We start from the raw sequence: 15,920 nt of genomic DNA, 5'->3' as shown, positions 1-15,920 counted from the left end.
CCGCCGGAGGCGGGGGTGCCGGGCGCGACCGAAGGGCCGGCAGGCACGAGGATGCCTACGGAGGCGTGCCACCCGGCCGGCACGGGCTTCCCGCCGGATTCCGGTTCCGCCCCGGGATCCGGCTTCCCGGACGGTTCCGGATTCGCCGCGGGCGCCGGTTTCCCGGACGGCTCAGGATTCGCCGCGGGGTCCGGCTTCCCCGACGATTCGGGATTCGCACCGGGCCCCGGCCTTCCGGCCGCGCTCCCCGCCCCCTCCCCCTCCTCCACGCCCGCGCCGCCCTCCGCCGCCGTCCCCCGGGCCGCCACGGTCACCGTCATCGTGCCGACCTTCAACGAGTCGGGGAACGTCCGCGAGCTGCTCCGGCGCCTCACCGAGGCACTGCCCTCCCGCTTCCCCTGCGACGTCCTCTTCGTCGACGACAGCACGGACGACACCGTGGAGGCCGTCCGGGAGGCGGCGCGCTCGTGCCCGTACCCCGTCTCCGTCATCCACCGCCGGGAGCCCGTCGGCGGGCTCGGCGGCGCGGTCGTCGAGGGCATGCGGGGCGGGCTGCGCGGGGGCGCGCCGGAGCCCGGCTGGTTCGTGGTGATGGACGCCGACCTCCAGCACCCGCCCGCGCTCGTCCCCGAGCTGGTCGAGGCGGGCCTCCGGGAGGGCGCCGATCTGGTCGTCGCCAGCCGCTACCGCCCCGGTGGCAGCCGCGCCGGGCTGGCGGGCGGCTACCGCGTCGCGGTCTCGCGCGCCGCGACCTGGCTGGCCAAGGGCGCCTTCCCGCGCCTGCTGAAGGGCGTCAGCGACCCGATGAGCGGCTTCTTCGCGATCCGCCGCGAGGCCGTCGCGGCGGCAGACGCCGACGCGCTCCGGCCGCTGGGCTACAAGGTCCTGCTGGAGCTGGCCGTACGCTGCCGGCCTGCGGCCGTCACCGAGCTGCCGTTCGCGTTCCAGGACCGCTTCGCGGGCGAGTCGAAGTCCACGGCCCGCGAGGGCCTGCGCTTCCTCGGCCACCTGACCACGCTGCGCACGGCGTCCTCCGTGGCCCGGATGCTCCTCTTCGGTCTCATCGGCCTCACCGGCTTCCTGCCGAACCTCCTGGGGCTCCATCTGCTGACCACCGCCGGGCTGCACTACCTCCCGGCGGAGATCGTCGCCAACCAGTTCGGCGTGCTGTGGAACTTCCTGCTCATCGAGGTGCTGCTGTTCCGCGACCGGCGGCGGCACCGCCACTGGGCGGACCGGGTCGGCCGCTTCGCGCTGCTGGCCAACGCCGATCTGCTGCTGCGCATCCCCCTGATCGCCTTCCTCGTGGGCTCCCTCCGCCTCGGGGTGCTGACCGCCACGGTGATCGCTCTGCTCACCACCTTCGTGCTGCGCTTCGCGGCCACGGAGGCCCTCGTCTACCTGCCCCGTAAGAGCAAGACGGCGCCGCCCGGCAAGAGCGGCGCCGGCGCCGGGAACAACAAGCACCGCAAGCACCGCCACGGGACCGTACGGCGCCGGGGCGCCGGCACCGGGGACCGTGGGGAAGGGACCCGTACATGCCACCACTGACACCCTCGGCGCCCGCCGAGCCGCCCTCACCGCCACCGCCCCCACCGCTCACCGGCGGGCGGCGGACGGCCCGCGGCCGGCGGGCCAGGAGGGCCCGGCTCGCCGCGGCGACGCTCCTCGCCTCCTCCGCCTCCTTCGGCCTGCTGCTGTCCGCGCCGGTCCCGGCCGAGGCCGGTTCGAATCTCGTCGTCAACCCCGGTTTCGAGGCTTTACGGTCGAACGGGGAGCCGACCTGCTGGCAGAAGTCCGGCTGGGGCGACAACGACTTCACGTACGCGACGACGGGCGACGCGCACAGCGGGAAGAGGGCCATGTCCGTCACCCTGACCCGGCGGGTGAGCGGTGACCGGAAGGCGCTGATGCTGGAGGACACCTCCTGCGCGCCCAATGTGACGTCGTCCCATCAGTACGACCTGTCGCTCTGGTATAAGAGCACCACTCCGGACGCTTCCGTCACGGTCTTCCGGCACGACGTGAAGGACGGCTGGCAGTACTGGACGGACCTCAAGACGCTGCCGGTCAGCTCCGGCTACACCCGCGCGGAGGTCCGTACGCCCGTCGTGCCGCCCGGCACGGACCAGATCACCTGGGGCGTCTCGGTCTACGGCACGGGCACGGTCACCACCGACGACTTCGCCATGGAGGACGCCACGCAGCCGGCGCCCGGCGACGTCTGCACGGCGGGCGAGGCGTGCGCCAAGGGCAGTTGGGCGGTGATGCCGTTCAAGAACCCGGTGCGCAGCATGCACTCGGTCGTCCTCCACAACGGCAAGGTGCTGCTCGTCGCGGGCTCCGGCAACGACCCCGAGCTCTTCAAGGCGGGCACCTTCACCTCGGCGGTGTACGACCCGAAGACGGGCGGGATGAAGACGATCCCGACCCCCGTCGACATGTTCTGCGCGGGCCATGTCCAGTTGTCCGACGGCCGCGTGCTGATCATGAGCGGCAACAAGGCGTACCCGGCGGCGGACGGCAGCCACGGCTACGAGGGCTTCAAGGACAGCTACCTCTTCGACCCGTCGAGCGAGACGTACACCAGGACCAACGACCTCAACGACGGCCACTGGTACCCCTCCGCCACACTCCTCGGCAACGGCGACGTGATCACCTTCGGCGGCCTGCGCGAGGACTCGACGGGCAGCGTGACGGCCGAGCGGTTCAGCCAGGCGCAGCAGAAGTGGCTGCCGATGAACCAGGTGAACCAGACCTGGTCGTACTGGGGCCTCTACCCGTCCATGATCCTCATGCAGGACGGGCGGCTCTTCTACTCCGGCAGCCATGTCTTCGGCAACGGCACCCCGGGCACGGGCGCGTCGGTCTACGACTACGACCGGAACACCGTCACGGACGTCCCCGGCCTCCAGGACAAGGACCACCGCGACCAGTCGGCGAGCGTGCTGCTGCCGCCGGCGCAGGACCAGCGCGTGCTGACCATGGGCGGCGGTAACGTCAACACCAACCCCGAGGCCAACCGCTTCACCGACATCATCGACCTCAAGAAGCCCACTCCGCGGTATGCGCCGGGGCCGCTGATCCCCCAGGGCACCGTGGACCAGGGCCAGGGGAGGAAGCCGCAGACGGGCGCGCAGGGCAAGATGTACGTGTCGGCGGTGCTGATGCCCGACGGCAAGGTGCTGGAGACCGGGGGCGGGCTGCACGACCGGGCGGATCCGGTGTTCGAGGCGTCGATGTTCAACCCGGCGGCGAACACCTTCCAGTCCGGCCTGGCCACGGACCCGATCCCGCGCACGTACCACTCGTCCGCGTTCCTGCTGCCGGACGGCAGGGTGATGGCGGTCGGCGACAACCCCGGCAACGGCTCGTTCGACGACCACGTCTCGATCTACACCCCGCCGTACCTCTACAAGGGCGCGCGGCCGCAGATCACGTCCGTGGCCACGGACAAGTGGCAGTACGCGAGCACGCAGCGCGTCACGGTGGACCGGCCGATCGTCAAGGCCGAGCTGATCCGCCCGGCGGCCGTGACCCACTCCTCCGACCCCAACCAGCGCTTCGTCGACCTGCCGATGACGGTCGGCGCGGACGGCACCACCATCGACCTCAACGTCACCAGCAACCCCAACCTGGCGCCGCCCGGCTGGTACATGCTGTACGCGGTCGACGCGGCCGGTGTCCCGTCGGTGGCCACCTGGGTCCGCCTGGGCGGCCCGGAGGCCATGGCTCCGGCGGCCGCGCCGATGGTCCACGACTTCGCGTCCAAGATGCCGGCTTCGGCGGCCAAGAAGCCGCAGGAGAAGCACACGTCGAAGACGGTCGACACCCAGATCGCCGGCTGCGACCGCCACTACGGCACGGAGAACGTGTGCGTGCCGACGAAGTTCCCGAAGTCGGTGCCGTCGACGACGGCGGGGCGTTGCGCGTGGCTGACCTCGCACGGCTACAAGGATCTGAAGGTCAACGGGAAGGACGATCCGCTGGGGCTGGATCCCGACAGGAACGGGAGGGCGTGCGGCTGAGGGAGGGGCGTACGGCCGGCCTCGCGTAAGGAACGGTCGTGCGGCCGGCCTCGCGCAAGGGACGGTCGTTCGACCGGCTTCGCGCAAGGGACGGTCGTTCGGCCGACTCCGCGCAAGGGACGGTCGCGCGGCCGACTCCGCACAGGCGAACGATCGCGACGCACGGCCACCCGACCTCGCACGGGTACCCCCGGCCCCCGGACCCCCGGACCTCCTCGGAGGCCGGGGGTGCCCGCGTCCTAGGGTGTCCCGGTGACATCGACATCCCCGAGAACACGCGCGCTGGCGGCCCGCCGGCCCTGGCAGCCCCCGACCGAGGTCGAGCGACGACTGCGGGACGCCGCGCTCGCCGGTGACGAGAAGGGCTATCTGCGCGTCCTCGCGGAGACCGATCTGTACCTGTACCTGGCGAAGGACCAGGTCGACGCGGGCGGCGCCCGGTCCTGGCGGACCACGGAGGACGAGCTGGGCAACTGGTGCGTCGCCGTCCGCACCCCCGGGGAACGGCTGCCCCGCCACGCGGGGTCGGTGGCCTCGTGCCGGACGCTGGAGGACCTGGCCGAGCACTGGCCGGACGCCCGCTTCTCCCTCTACGTGAATCCGGGCTCCCCGTCCGGGATGCGGCTGCGGGCCCGCCCGTGGGACCGCCGCCGCTGGAAGAAGGCGGCACGGGCGGCGGGCACGGACCGTCCCACGACCCTGCTCACCAAGCTGACGGGCCCGCGGTCGGGACCGCTCGCCCACGCTCTGGCCTGCGGGGCTCATCTGTCGGTGACCAACGGCGTGCTGTGGAACGAGATCGGTGACGTCTACCGCGACTACGAGCGGGACGTCCACCTGCTCCGGGACATCTGGGGAACCGGGACGCCCCAGGAGTGGCAGCTCCAGATGAACGCCCTGCTGGCCGCCCGCAACAGCCCTCCGGAACCCGAACTCGCGCTCCGGGTCCGGCGCGAGCTCTCCCGGGACGCCGCCACTCTAGGCGCGGACGCCTGGCGCCGCGCCTGCGCCGCCGCCCTCGACGAGCTGGAGATCCCGGAGGCGGACGCCGCCGTCCAGGACGTCATCGGCCGCATCCTCCGCTACGAGGCCCGCTTCCGCGCGGACGGCCTCCTCGCGCCCGACGGCTACGTCCGCAGCGCGGTCGGCTACGACTACGGCCGCGCGGTCGGCTTCGCCCGCTGGGGGCTGAGCGCCAGACTCTGCCCGGCGGAGGCGGCCGAGGGCGCGATCCTCCGCGCCGGCGGGGCGTGCCGCGAGGCGTACGACTCCTGGGAGGACTTCTCGGCGGGGTACGCCCTGGGGCGCGTACTCCGCTTCGACACGGAGGAGTTCGGGGAGTGGTACACAGCGGTGCTGGAACCGCACCGGCTCCTGACGACGGACCCGGGGAGCCCTTGGCGGACGGTGGGGTGGGACGAGGCGCAGGGCGGGAACCCAGGGGCTAGGATCCGCTGATGCCTTCCTTGATCGAGATGGTCTTCCTCCTGTTCGGCGTGGCCGCGGTGGCGTTCGGCGTCGTGATCGCCTTCAACGTGCGGGGTGTGACGACCCGCCGGGTGGAGCGGACGTACAGGAAGCTCGAACTCATGCATCAGGCGAGCGGCCGCCTGGGGCCGGTGTCCGTGCCGCTTTTCGGGACGGCGGGATATCTGCGGTTCCTGGGGGCGGTGATGATTCCGTTCGGCCTGATCATGATCGTGGCGTCGGTCGCGCTGATGTCGCTGCCCGGTTAGCCGTACGCATGGGGCGCGGGGTGGGGCCGTACGTGTGAGGGAACGTGTCGCGGAATGCTCACTGGCTGTTGTCCATACGTGAAAGCTTTCCTGAGATCGAAACCCGTGGCCCGCGCCTCCTTCTTCGTATCGGTGGCGGGAATCCCCCTCCTGACGGCGACGGGAATTCCCGCACCGTCACCGGCGAGCGCCGTCTCCCCGGCACCGGGGGCCGCCGCCCGGCCGGCGGACGTCTACGACCCGCCGTGGCCGGTGGAGAGGTTCCCGGCCCAGGTGAAGAAGGCGTGCGCCATCTGGAAGGGCCTGGGCTGGCCGAAGGCCCCCCGCGCCCAGGACTACCAGGTGCCGATGTCCCGTCCCCTGGTCATCCGCGGCAGCAACGTCTACCGCAACCTCAGCCGCGACCTGCCGACGGACGGGGCCTACCGGGAGTACGACGTCAATCCGCGAAGGCCCGGGCAGCACCGGGACGCGGAACGGATCGTGCGGGACGAGGGCGCGCACGCTGTCTGGTACACGGGCGATCACTACTCGAATTTCCGGAAGATCGAGTCGGGCTGCGAGTAGGGGTGGGACGGTCGGCGACGGTGAGCAGCCTGTGGGCTGCCGCACGATCGACGGCGTGGCGCTCGGAGGCACTCAAGGTAACGACCTGAGGGGCTTCAGGCATCCGGAGCGCCGCGTAATCGCTGAACCGTCGCGTGTCGCACCGTTCACATCGCGACTCACCTCCGGCGGTGCGTGCCCACCCGAACGGGTGGACACAACTGCGCACGATCCGCTGGCTGACAGCGATCACCAGACCGCGCCCTTCGGGAGGAGGTGGGCGCTCCGGAAGTGCCGGCGTACGGCGATCCCGGCGTCGACGGCCTTCTCCCCGCTGCCGCAGGCCGCGAGCCGCCGCCGCTCGGCTTCCAGGTGGGCGCACTCACGGCACCCGAGGGGCGAGGCGGAGGGGCCGAACGACTCCCGCCCCTCCCGCGCCGACTCCGAGAGCTCGAACCAAAGGATCTTCCCCCCGGCGGCCCCGAACCGCCCGAGGTCGAAGCGGTAACTCCCCCACGTACTGGCGCACCGCCGCAGGAGCAGCAGCCCCCGCCCGGATTCCGCCCGCACCGCGGCCTTGGCCTCCCCGAAGAAGGCCGGCACATCGGGGCTCGCGTCCCACACACTCACCCGCAACCGCCGCTCCGCCAGCCCTCGCAGCCGCAGCGAGGAGGGCCCGTCGGTGTGCTGATACGCGTTGGTGACGAGCTCGGAGACCAACAGTTCGGCGGTGTCGGAGAGTTCCCTCATCCCGTGCCCGCCGAGGACGGCCCGCAGGGTGGCCCGGGCGATCCCGGGTGCGCGGGGGTCGTGCGGCAGTTCGAGGGTGTACGTCCAGGGCGGCGGCGCGGATACGGTGGCCATGAAGTCTCCTGGCGATGCGGTGAGTTGAGCCACATCCAGTGGCGTGCGCCACACCGTATCGCCAGCCGTATAAGTTATTCGCCGAATGGGGCGTATAACTCACTTGAGTACTCGTTCGGGCGACAAGTGCTCACTGTGTACGAACAAGGAGTGGCCGCCGATGCCCGTCAGGAACAGCTCAACCGCTCGCCAACTCCGTCTCGGCGCGGAGCTGCGCAAGCTGCGCGAGGCGGCGGGGATCTCCTCGACCGAAGCGGGTCGGCTGCTCGGCACCAGCCAGGCCCAGATCAGCAACATCGAGACCGGTCGCGTAGGTGTCAGCGCCAACCGGGTACGCATGCTGGCCATCAACTACCGCTGCACGGATCAGGCGCTCATCGAGGCGTTGACCACCATGGCGGAGGAACGACGACGCGGCTGGTGGGACCACTACCAGGACGTGCTCCCCACCGGCCTCCTCGACCTCGCGGAAACCGAGCATCACGCGACCGCGCTGCGCGTGGCCCAGGCCATCACCATTCCGGGACTCCTCCAGACGCCCGAACACGCACGCGCGATCTTTCGCGAGTTCGTCCCCGCGCTCAAGCCTCACGAGGTGGAGCACCGGGTCTCCCATCGCGTGAAACGGCAAGAGATCCTGTTCCGCGACAAGCCGACCAGCTACACCGCGATCATCCACGAGGCCGCACTACGCATGCAGTTCGGCGGACCGGAGACGGCGAGAGCCCAGCTCGCACATGTCATTTCCATGACCGAGCGGGAGAACATCGCGATCGCGGTGATCCCTTTCAACGTCACGTCGTTCCCGATCTCCGGGCACGGAGTCGACTACTGCTACGGCCCGGTCCCGCACTTGGACACGGTCCACCTGGATGCGGCGCACGGCGGTCAGCTGGTCGACGCGGCGGCCAGCCTCCGGAGGTACCGCCTCATGCTGGACCGCATGCAGCAGGTGGCCCTGGACGTCATCGCCTCACGCGAGCTCATGCATCACATCGCCAAATCCACCTGACGGGATGAGCCATGACCGAACTGACCTGGCAAAGGTCTTCCTACTGCGAGGCAGGTTCCACCTGCATCCACGTCGCGACGGCCGCCACGGGCACAATCCACTTCCGCGAAAGCGAAACCCCGGAAACGATCCTCACCACGACCCCGGACAGACTCCGCCCCCTCATATCCCGCATAAAATCCGACACGCTCACCCGCAGTCAGGGCTGACCCGGAAACGCCGCGAGAAGCCCGACAACCGGTGGCCCCTCCCGGTACTCCCACGCGGACGAGAGTCGAAGCAAAGCCTCAAGCGCCTCTCCCGTGACACGCTCCCCACCCTCATGGGCCGGCCACGCGTCGCCGCGATAGACGTGCACACTTCCGGCCTTGTCCAAGCGCTCGACGATCTGAGCGAAGACGGGCACGAGAGCAGTCCACTCCCCCTCGTCCTCGCTACCCGTCCAGTCGGCCAGAACGGACCACAGGGGCGACATCTCCCGGGCGTTGACGAGCACGCACTCCTCTTCGTCCCCGGGGAGCCAGCCCATAGCGCCATCTGTCACTTCTCGAACTCCATGAAGTCCTCCAGGGCCGCACGCAACCAGGCGTTAGGTCCGTCATCGGTCTCCACCATCCGGGCTCGACCGCCGCTCGGGATACGGGTGGGCCCGTCCCGAGGCGCCAACGCACCCGCACCGTCCGCCCAGCCGATCTCGCTGTCAGCGCCCTGTGTCATTATGCGGACGCGTCCCCGGCGAGTGGCCCGCGGACGACTGATTGCCGGGGGTTGGGGATGGGCGCGGGTACGGAGCCGGACGGCTCGTCCAGGTCCGACGAGGAGTGGGAGCGGTTTCTGCGCGAGTCGGTGGCGGGTACCGCCGACGCGCCCAAGGAGCCCTCGGCGCGGGCCCGCGACGTGGCGAAGCGGCTGAGCACGGAGCCCGCGCGCGAACCGGAGAGCTGGCGCGGCTACACGCCCGCGCGGCCCGAGCGGCGCACGAGCTGGTACGTGGTCGGGTTGCTGGCCTCGCTGGTGCTGCTGGTGGTGGCGCTCGTGCCGGGGCGAATAGTGGACCTGTTCGGCGGCGCCGACTCCCCGCCGGAGGCCCGCCCGAGCCAGGCGGCCCCGGCAGCCTCCCAACGCCCCACAATGGACCAGCCGTTCCGCGGATCGCCGGCGGCGGGCTGGGCGAGCGGAACGGCGGGGATCACCGTGCCGAAGGCCGGGGCGGTCGGCTGGATGAGCGCGGCCGAGGTCGAGCGGGCCCTCGCCCGCAGCCGGGACTTCCTCGTCGCGTCCAGCCTGGACCCCGGGGTGCTGCGGGGCGGGAGCCCCGAGAAGGCGATCGCGCTGATCAACCCGCACCAGAAGGACGTCCAGGACCTTCTGGCCTCCGCGTTCCGCACCCCGAGCGAGAAGAACGACCCTCTCCTCCTCTTCAGCCGCTTCCAGCCCTCCCGTACCCGTCTGGTCGGCGACGTCGTGAAGACGCAGGGCCAACTCACGTACCGGGAGGGCGAGCGCGGCGCGCTCCAGGTGACCGCCGACGTCACCTTCGTCTACCCGGTCACCCGCGCGGACGCGGGCGGCGACGACGAGATCGTACGCACGATCGTCCGCCGCGAGCTGGTCCTGAACTGGGACGACCCTGGCAAGGTGGTCACCGAACCGGGCACGTTCTCGATCGTCTCGTACAAGTACGACATGACCAACGGCGGCTGCGGAGCCCCCACGGGCTACTTCACCCCGCCCTTCGGCACGGACCGCCGGGCGGACGAGGCCGGCACGGAGGTCGACCCGTACGACCGCGGCACGCCGGTCGGGCGGGGCGAGTCCTCCGGGGACGGGTGCGCGAGGGCGACGCGGTCCTAGCGGGCGCCACTCGGTGACGGCCGTCCCGAACCCCCGGCGATGAGCGTCCAGCCGCCGATCCACTGCTCCCGGCATCGGCAGCACCAGCACTAAGCCGGAACCTGATGGAATACGACGGTCGGCCCGTCGTCGGTCTCCACCACCCTGACCTCGAACCGCCGCTCCGGAAACGCGCGGGCCAAGGCCGCCTCCCATGAATAGGCGACCGCCCGGGCGACATCCCCGAGCGCCGCCTCGTCCTCGGCGCTGTCGCCGCACTCGATCTCGTAGCCCGGCACGAAGCGGTTGAGCACGGACTCGATGCGGCGGACGTCCCCACCGAGCTTCCGGTGCCATTCCTCGAAGCGGTCCGGGTGGTACGAACGCCGCCGGATGACGGCGCCGCGGACCTCGACGAACTCCGGGTTCATCATGTGGGAGAAGGCCAGCCACATGCCGAGGGTGCAGTTCGCGGAGAGAAAATCGACGTGGTCAACTCCTCCGGGAAACCCGTCAGCCCATCGTCTAATTTCCGCATATTCGTCCACTCTCGATCCCAACGGCTCAATATTCACCGTCTAGACGTCGGCCACCATCACCGAAACTCGCTCTCGCACTTCCGCTACTTCCTCCGGATCACACACGAGGAGCACATTGAACGGAATTCCAACTCCGGCGGGCTTTTCATGCGGGTTTGCCCAATGCGCCGAGGCGCGATGCAATGTTCCGAGGAACGTCTCCCAATCATCCGGGGTTCCATCGAGAACTGATCCAGCGTTCTCGATCACGACGAGATACCGATCCGCCTTGATCCACTGGAGGTCCCGAAGGCAGTCAGACAGGGCAGGCCAGTTCCAGCCGAAGTAATCAGGGAACCGAAACTGGTTCCAAAATTGCTCAAAGACGCCGTCACTATCGCCCATCCTCGCCCCGTCCAGTCGCCCGGTGAACGTAATTCCGGGCGGCGGCACGAGATCGACCGCCATCGCCGTCACGTCTCGCGTCTGGACATGCAGCCACGCACCTTCCGTGGACCAAAGATCGAGCGTATCCGTCATCTCCCGGCCTCCATCACGATGTAGGTCTGATAGTGCGTCGGAGTGTAGTAGGCCGATCCGTCCGAACCGGTGATGACTCGCTCTCCACCCCATTTTGGATTGTCGACGGATTGGACCGTCCCCCATTCAAGGTATCGGATGGGTTTACCGGAACTATCGAACTCCGGAAGCTTGAAGGCCCCGTTCTTCCCAGTGTTTTCAAACCGTACCGGAACGGAAGGTCCCATGCGCTGAGGACCTGCACCCTGAGCCTCAACGCCGGATTCCCGAATATCCCTGAGGACGGCTTTCGACTCTTCGGGAACTACCGTGGGAATCCAGCCCTTGAGCCTGGAGGTGTCCCCGAGAGTCTCACCCACCTTGCAAGGAGTGAGACCCAGCGGGTCAGCCCATACATGCGGCGCATGCACATATGCGCTCGGATTCGGTGCCGGCCCGAGACCCAAGGGATCTTGCGTGCAGTAACGCGCCACTTCCGGGTCGTAATAACGGAAATAATTATAGTTCAGGCCGAGTTCCAGATCGTGGTATTGACCTGGAAATCGGAGAGGGCAGTCGATCTCTACGTCCACCGGCGCCGGCAGCCGGGTGCCCCACAATGCCGTGCGGTGCTGCCACGCCAGAGTCCCGTCGGGCGTCAGCAGCTCCGTCGGGGTGCCGACCGCGTCCGTGACGACGGCGTGGAACCGGGGCACGCACCCGTCACCCGCGCTCTCGGCGAAGCCCTCGATCAGCGACTTGCCCGACGCGCGGACCAGCGGCCGGTGGTTCGTCTGTGTCAGCGGCCGGTGGGTGCCCGGAGCGTAGTCCCAGGTCGTGACAGCGCCGTCCCGATCCGTCTCGGCGACCCTCGTGTCGTCCCAGGAGAAGTCCGTACGGTCCGTGGACGCGTCGCCGTCCAGGGCGACGCGCTCCTTGGATATGCGGCGCCCGAGCGGGTCGTACGCGTACCGCCACCGCTCGCCCTCCGGGGTCACCGCCTCCGTCAGGCGGTCGTCCGCGTCCCAGGCGTAGGTCCACGTGTGCTTCTTGCCGTTGAGGAGCTTGCGGACCTTACGGGTCAGCCGGCCCTGGGCGTCGTGCTCGTACGTGGTCCGGCCCGCGCGGCGGATCAGCGTTCCTTCGAAGGTCCGCTCGCCGGGCGCGGTGTGTGCCGGTGCCACCGCCCGTGTGAGGTTGCCCGCCGCGTCGTACGCGTACCTCTCGGTCCAGCCATGGGCCCTGACCGTCGTGACGCGGCCGACGGGGTCGAGGTCGAAGCGGCGGGTTCCGGAGGTGAGTTCGCGGATCTCCCGCAGGTAGCCGTCCTCGCGGTACGCGTACGCGCGGTGCTGGAGGAGCTGGGCACCGGCCCGCACCACCTGGGTGGTGAGGCGGTTGTTCGCGTCCCATTCCTGGGTGAGGGCGACGCCCTCGCCCAGCCCGCGCTCCGTCTCGCGGCCGGCCGCGTCGTAGGCGAAGGTCAGCGTCCCGGCGTCGGCGCGCAGCTCCGTCGGCCGGCCGACCGCGTCGTACTCCCATTCCGAGGTGAGGCCGGACGGAGTGACCCGCCCGGTCCGGCGGCCCAGCGCGTCGTACGTGAAGGCCGTCCTGCGCCCGTTGACCGCCTCCGACAGGACCCGCCCGAGTGCGTCCCGCTCGTAGACGATCTCGGCGTCCGGGTTCGCCGCGCGGACCAGGCTGCCCGACGCGTCGTACTCGAAGGTCGTCTCCCTGTCCGTCTCATCGCTCTGCGCCGTCGTGCGTCCCAGCAGGTCGCGCGTGAAACGTACCGTCTGGCCCGCGCCGTTCGTCCGCGCGACGAGGCCGCCGGCCGCGTCGAGGGAGTAGGTGAGCGTACGGCCGTTGAAGTCCGTCTCGGAGGTGAGCCGCCCCGCCGCGTCGTACTCGTACGACCAGGTCAGCCCCTGCGGGTTCGTGACCTGGGTAAGGCGGAGCCCCGTGTCGTAGCCGAAGAGGTAGGTCGCCCCGTCGGGGTCGGTGCGGGACGACGGGAGGTCGAAGTGGCCCGGCGTGTGCGTGGTGGTGTTGCCCGCGGGGTCCGTGTGCGAGAGGAGGTTGCCCTCGCCGTCCCAGACCCAGCTCTCGCTCGTGCCGTCGGGGTGTTCCCGGCGGCTCGGCCTGCCCTCGGGGGTCCAGGTCATCAGCGTCGTGCGGCCGAGCGGATCGGTCGCCTCCGCGATCCGGCCGAAGGCGTCGCGGCGGACCGTCGTGCGGTGGCCCAGCGGGTCCGTGAGGACCAGAGGCAGCCCGGCGGGGTCGCAGGCGACCTGCTGGATTTGGCCGAGCGCGTCGGTGACCGAGGCCAGATGCCCCAGTTCGTCATAGCCGTAGCGGGTTTCCGCCCCGGCGGGGTCCGTGGTGGTGAGCGGATTGCCCCGCTCGTCGTACGTGTGCCGCCAGACCGCCCCACCCGGTTCGGTGACCTCGACGGGTCGGCACAGGTCGTTGTGGACCGCCGTGCCCACGCTGCCGTCGGGGAGGACGACCTGGACGAGGTTTCCGGACTCGTCGTAGGCGTAGCGGGTCGTACGCCCGAGCGGGTCGGTCACGGAGAGCCGGTTCTCGCCGCGCTCGTCCCACTCCGTCAGCGTGGCGTTGCCGAGCGCGTCGGTCTCCTCGACGACGAGACCATCCGGGTTGTACCGGTACGTCTGCCCGTTCCCCAGCGCGTCGGTGACCTTCGTCGTGCCGGTCTCGTCGTCGTACTCCAGGCTGCCGGAGAGGAACCCGTCGCTTCCTTCGGTACGGACGACACGCCCGCGCTCGTCGTAGAAGTAGGCGTACGAGGAGGCGTTGCGGTCGGCCCAGGACGTTATTCGGCCATCGGCGTCATAGGTGAAGGACAGCGGTTTGCCACTGGAGTTGGTGACGTCCGTAAGGTTTCCGTCGGCGTCGTAGCCATAGGTGACCAGGGCCCTCCCCCGGCCCGCCGGTGCCGTCGGGTCGTACAGCGACGGCGCCTCGTCCAGGAGGCGCAGGCCGGTGATCCGGGTGCCCTGTGTCTCGATGGCGACGTAGTACCCGCCGGAATGACGGATGCCGAAAGGGACGCCCTTCGCCGTGCGTTCGATGTCGATGCGCGCGTCGTTGCGGTCGTGCAGGCTGTCCAGGGGGAGCTGGATCGCACCGGGCACATCCGTGGGGGCCGGGTTGCCGAAGGTACGGACGACTCCGGTGAACGGGTCGGTGACGGTCATCAGGCCGTCGGGGCGGCCGTCCCACTCCAGGGGCCAGCGGGGGCCCTTGACCGGCAGGACGGGGACGCCCGGCCTCGGCACCGGATAGACCAGGCGCATGCCGTCGGCCGCGACGAAGACCACGCCTTCGGCGTCCAGTTGCACGCGCTCGTCGAGCGTCGAGGCCCACGTCGGGCCGAACCAGCCGCCCGCCCGGTACGAGGAGAGGTGGCTGCGTTCGACGACCAGCGGCAGGGCGCCGGGCAGCGTGACGTCCGTCTGGGACAGCATCATCGCGCCGGTCGCGACGTCGATCGGGTCCAGGCACCCCTTGACGTTCGCCTTGGGACGGCCGACCGTTCCCACGTCCAGGAGGTTGGGGCGCGCGCCCCTGAGCAGCGGGCCCAGGCCGCCGACCTGGACGCTGTTCTTCGCCAGGGAGCCGAAGCCGCCGAAGCCGCCGCCGTAGATCATGCCGTTCTTGGCCGCGGCGTTGATGTCGTCCAGGCTCACGCCGTCCTGGAGGCCGGTGCTGATCTTGAGGGTCTGGGCGACGGCCAGCTCGACGGTGACGGCCTCCACCCCGCCGAACGCGGCCGCGACCAGCGTCGTCGCGGCGACCTCGGCGACCACGGTGGAGATGGCGACGCCCACGGTGGTGCCCAGCTCGATGATCGCCGCGGCGGCGGTCGCCGAGGCAGCGGTCGAGAGACCGGCGGTGAAGAAGGCCAGTCCGACGCCCGCCACGATGACGCCGGCGTCGATCCAGATCTGGGTCCACAGCCTGTCGGTCGCGTCGTCGATGGCGTCCGCGACCTTCTCCAGGGCCTTGGCCATCTGGCGGGCCGCCTTCGGGACGTCGTACAGCCATCCCTTGTCGCCGTTGGCGTAGCGGTTCCAGAAGGTCTCGAACGCCTCGATCGCCTCACCCTTGTTGTTGTGGATGAGGGAGCGCGCCGTGGTGTTGACGGGCGTACGCACCTTTTCGACGCTGTCGGCGAAGGTGTTCCAGGCGGTGGCGGCCTTGCGCAGCTTGCCCGGGTCGCCGTCGGGCCAGTCGAGCCCCAGCTTCTCGAGGATGTTCTTGGCCTCGTCGGCGATGCTCACTTGCCGTCCTTGCCCTTGTTCTTCTCCTTGGTGAACATCCCGGCGATGAGTGCCTCGTTGTCGACGTGACCGTCCGACATGTCGACCATCGCCTGATGGATGCTGACCAGGCCCAGGACGAGGGTCCCGGTCGCCTTCTCGATGGCGGTCTGCTGCTTGGGGTACTCGGCCGCGAACTCCTTGACGGCGTCGTCCTTGCCCCAGGGCTTGCCCAGCCCGTCCAGGGTGGTGACGAGCTTGGTGAGCGCCTCGCTCAGTTTCTGGCCCTGCTCGTGGAAGACCGGCGCCGAGGACTTCAGGTCCGCCGTCTTGATGTCCAGTACCTTGCCGTCGCCAGGGCTGTCGCCCATCGCCGTCTCCCCCGCCGAGGTCTCACGTCCGTCACGTCGAGTGACACCCGTTACCGAGCGACACCGACGCCACATAATCGCACGTCAATTCGGTGGAGTTTCCCGGGACACGCCACGCCCGGAGGGAGGCGGGAAAAGGGAGGGGCGCCGACGCCCACTCCCCCGTGGTCGGCGCCGGCGCCCTGCCTCTTCTTCCAGCATCAGGGG

Annotated in this window: 14 protein-coding genes and 1 pseudogene; 8 read left to right on the top strand and 7 right to left on the bottom strand. The window is 70.0% G+C overall.

Annotation, left to right across the window (positions count from 1 at the left end; genetic code table 11):
* The first annotated feature begins 51 nt into the window (after nucleotides 1–51).
* From SMD11_RS22710 to SMD11_RS22690, 5 genes are all read left to right on the top strand, one after another.
* Complete coding sequence (locus tag SMD11_RS22710) at nucleotides 52–1,551, top strand: glycosyltransferase (RefSeq protein ID WP_087928188.1); 1,500 nt, start codon at nucleotides 52–54, stop codon at nucleotides 1,549–1,551.
* The gene (locus SMD11_RS22705; protein ID WP_087928187.1) at nucleotides 1,539–4,028 is read left to right on the top strand and encodes a galactose oxidase early set domain-containing protein; all 2,490 of its coding nucleotides are present in this window, start codon (nucleotides 1,539–1,541) and stop codon (nucleotides 4,026–4,028) included. The genes SMD11_RS22710 and SMD11_RS22705 overlap by 13 nt, the downstream gene beginning before the upstream one ends.
* Nucleotides 4,029–4,280: 252 nt before the next feature.
* Nucleotides 4,281–5,486 (top strand): DUF1266 domain-containing protein, encoded by a 1,206-nt coding sequence (locus SMD11_RS22700; protein WP_087928186.1) that lies wholly within the window; start codon nucleotides 4,281–4,283, stop codon nucleotides 5,484–5,486.
* The gene (locus SMD11_RS22695; RefSeq protein WP_234366135.1) at nucleotides 5,486–5,764 is read left to right on the top strand and encodes a hypothetical protein; all 279 of its coding nucleotides are present in this window, start codon (nucleotides 5,486–5,488) and stop codon (nucleotides 5,762–5,764) included. The genes SMD11_RS22700 and SMD11_RS22695 overlap by 1 nt, the downstream gene beginning before the upstream one ends.
* Nucleotides 5,765–5,896: 132 nt before the next feature.
* Nucleotides 5,897–6,331 (top strand): ribonuclease domain-containing protein, encoded by a 435-nt coding sequence (locus tag SMD11_RS22690; RefSeq protein WP_234366134.1) that lies wholly within the window; start codon nucleotides 5,897–5,899, stop codon nucleotides 6,329–6,331.
* 40 nt (nucleotides 6,332–6,371) lie between these two features.
* Here the strand turns inward: SMD11_RS22690 and SMD11_RS37350 are convergent.
* Nucleotides 6,372–6,539: pseudogene (locus SMD11_RS37350) on the bottom strand (DUF6255 family natural product biosynthesis protein); the annotation flags it as partial.
* A gap of 20 nt (nucleotides 6,540–6,559) precedes the next feature.
* Nucleotides 6,560–7,174 carry an ATP-binding protein gene (locus SMD11_RS22685; protein ID WP_107421971.1) on the bottom strand — a complete coding sequence of 205 codons (615 nt, stop codon included), beginning with the start codon at nucleotides 7,172–7,174 and terminating at the stop codon, nucleotides 6,560–6,562.
* A 160-nt stretch (nucleotides 7,175–7,334) separates the two neighbouring features.
* Here SMD11_RS22685 and SMD11_RS22680 point away from each other — a divergent pair, with 160 nt between their 5' ends.
* Together SMD11_RS22680 and SMD11_RS22675 are read left to right on the top strand one after the other, a co-directional pair.
* Nucleotides 7,335–8,186, top strand: a complete 852-nt coding sequence (locus SMD11_RS22680) for a helix-turn-helix domain-containing protein (RefSeq protein ID WP_087928184.1) — start codon at nucleotides 7,335–7,337, stop codon at nucleotides 8,184–8,186.
* An 11-nt stretch (nucleotides 8,187–8,197) separates the two neighbouring features.
* Nucleotides 8,198–8,395, top strand: a complete 198-nt coding sequence (locus SMD11_RS22675; protein ID WP_087928183.1) for a DUF397 domain-containing protein — start codon at nucleotides 8,198–8,200, stop codon at nucleotides 8,393–8,395.
* On the opposite strand, the gene SMD11_RS22670 is transcribed toward SMD11_RS22675, so the two are convergent.
* Nucleotides 8,386–8,730, bottom strand: coding sequence for a hypothetical protein (locus SMD11_RS22670; protein ID WP_159395345.1), 345 nt, complete (start codon nucleotides 8,728–8,730; stop codon nucleotides 8,386–8,388). The genes SMD11_RS22675 and SMD11_RS22670 overlap by 10 nt on opposite strands.
* A 230-nt stretch (nucleotides 8,731–8,960) precedes the next feature.
* On the opposite strand from SMD11_RS22670, the gene SMD11_RS22665 reads away from it, so the two are divergent.
* Entirely contained in the window at nucleotides 8,961–10,040 is a 1,080-nt protein-coding gene (locus tag SMD11_RS22665) for a hypothetical protein (protein WP_087928181.1), read from the top strand.
* A gap of 89 nt (nucleotides 10,041–10,129) precedes the next feature.
* Here SMD11_RS22665 and SMD11_RS22660 read toward each other — a convergent pair whose 3' ends face one another.
* The 4 genes from SMD11_RS22660 to SMD11_RS22645 form a co-directional block, all read right to left on the bottom strand.
* Nucleotides 10,130–10,474, bottom strand: a complete 345-nt coding sequence (locus SMD11_RS22660; RefSeq protein ID WP_087928180.1) for a hypothetical protein — start codon at nucleotides 10,472–10,474, stop codon at nucleotides 10,130–10,132.
* A 123-nt stretch (nucleotides 10,475–10,597) separates the two neighbouring features.
* Nucleotides 10,598–11,077: a barstar family protein gene (locus SMD11_RS22655; protein ID WP_199843931.1), complete on the bottom strand. Its 480-nt coding sequence runs from the start codon at nucleotides 11,075–11,077 to the stop codon at nucleotides 10,598–10,600.
* Nucleotides 11,074–15,363 carry a DUF6531 domain-containing protein gene (locus SMD11_RS22650; RefSeq protein ID WP_087928179.1) on the bottom strand — a complete coding sequence of 1,430 codons (4,290 nt, stop codon included), beginning with the start codon at nucleotides 15,361–15,363 and terminating at the stop codon, nucleotides 11,074–11,076. The genes SMD11_RS22655 and SMD11_RS22650 overlap by 4 nt, the downstream gene beginning before the upstream one ends.
* Nucleotides 15,360–15,713 (bottom strand): hypothetical protein, encoded by a 354-nt coding sequence (locus SMD11_RS22645; protein WP_087928178.1) that lies wholly within the window; start codon nucleotides 15,711–15,713, stop codon nucleotides 15,360–15,362. The genes SMD11_RS22650 and SMD11_RS22645 overlap by 4 nt, the downstream gene beginning before the upstream one ends.
* Between the last annotated feature and the right edge of the window lie 207 nt (nucleotides 15,714–15,920).

It is taken from the genome of Streptomyces albireticuli (assembly GCF_002192455.1).
Taxonomy (GTDB): domain Bacteria; phylum Actinomycetota; class Actinomycetes; order Streptomycetales; family Streptomycetaceae; genus Streptomyces; species Streptomyces albireticuli_B.
This window is presented reverse-complemented; position numbering and strand designations above follow the sequence as displayed.

Excerpts from the sequence above, each read along its gene's own strand:
- SMD11_RS22710 (WP_087928188.1), top strand. The coding sequence starts at position 52 with ATGCCTACGGAGGCGTGCCACCCGGCCGGCACGGGCTTCCCGCCGGAT.
- SMD11_RS22705 (WP_087928187.1), top strand. The coding sequence starts at position 1,539 with ATGCCACCACTGACACCCTCGGCGCCCGCCGAGCCGCCCTCACCGCCA.
- SMD11_RS22695 (WP_234366135.1), top strand. The coding sequence starts at position 5,486 with ATGCCTTCCTTGATCGAGATGGTCTTCCTCCTGTTCGGCGTGGCCGCG.
- SMD11_RS22685 (WP_107421971.1), bottom strand. The coding sequence starts at position 7,174 with ATGGCCACCGTATCCGCGCCGCCGCCCTGGACGTACACCCTCGAACTG.
- SMD11_RS22680 (WP_087928184.1), top strand. The coding sequence starts at position 7,335 with ATGCCCGTCAGGAACAGCTCAACCGCTCGCCAACTCCGTCTCGGCGCG.
- SMD11_RS22675 (WP_087928183.1), top strand. The coding sequence starts at position 8,198 with ATGACCGAACTGACCTGGCAAAGGTCTTCCTACTGCGAGGCAGGTTCC.
- SMD11_RS22665 (WP_087928181.1), top strand. The coding sequence starts at position 8,961 with ATGGGCGCGGGTACGGAGCCGGACGGCTCGTCCAGGTCCGACGAGGAG.
- SMD11_RS22660 (WP_087928180.1), bottom strand. The coding sequence starts at position 10,474 with ATGTGGCTGGCCTTCTCCCACATGATGAACCCGGAGTTCGTCGAGGTC.
- SMD11_RS22655 (WP_199843931.1), bottom strand. The coding sequence starts at position 11,077 with ATGACGGATACGCTCGATCTTTGGTCCACGGAAGGTGCGTGGCTGCAT.
- SMD11_RS22645 (WP_087928178.1), bottom strand. The coding sequence starts at position 15,713 with ATGGGCGACAGCCCTGGCGACGGCAAGGTACTGGACATCAAGACGGCG.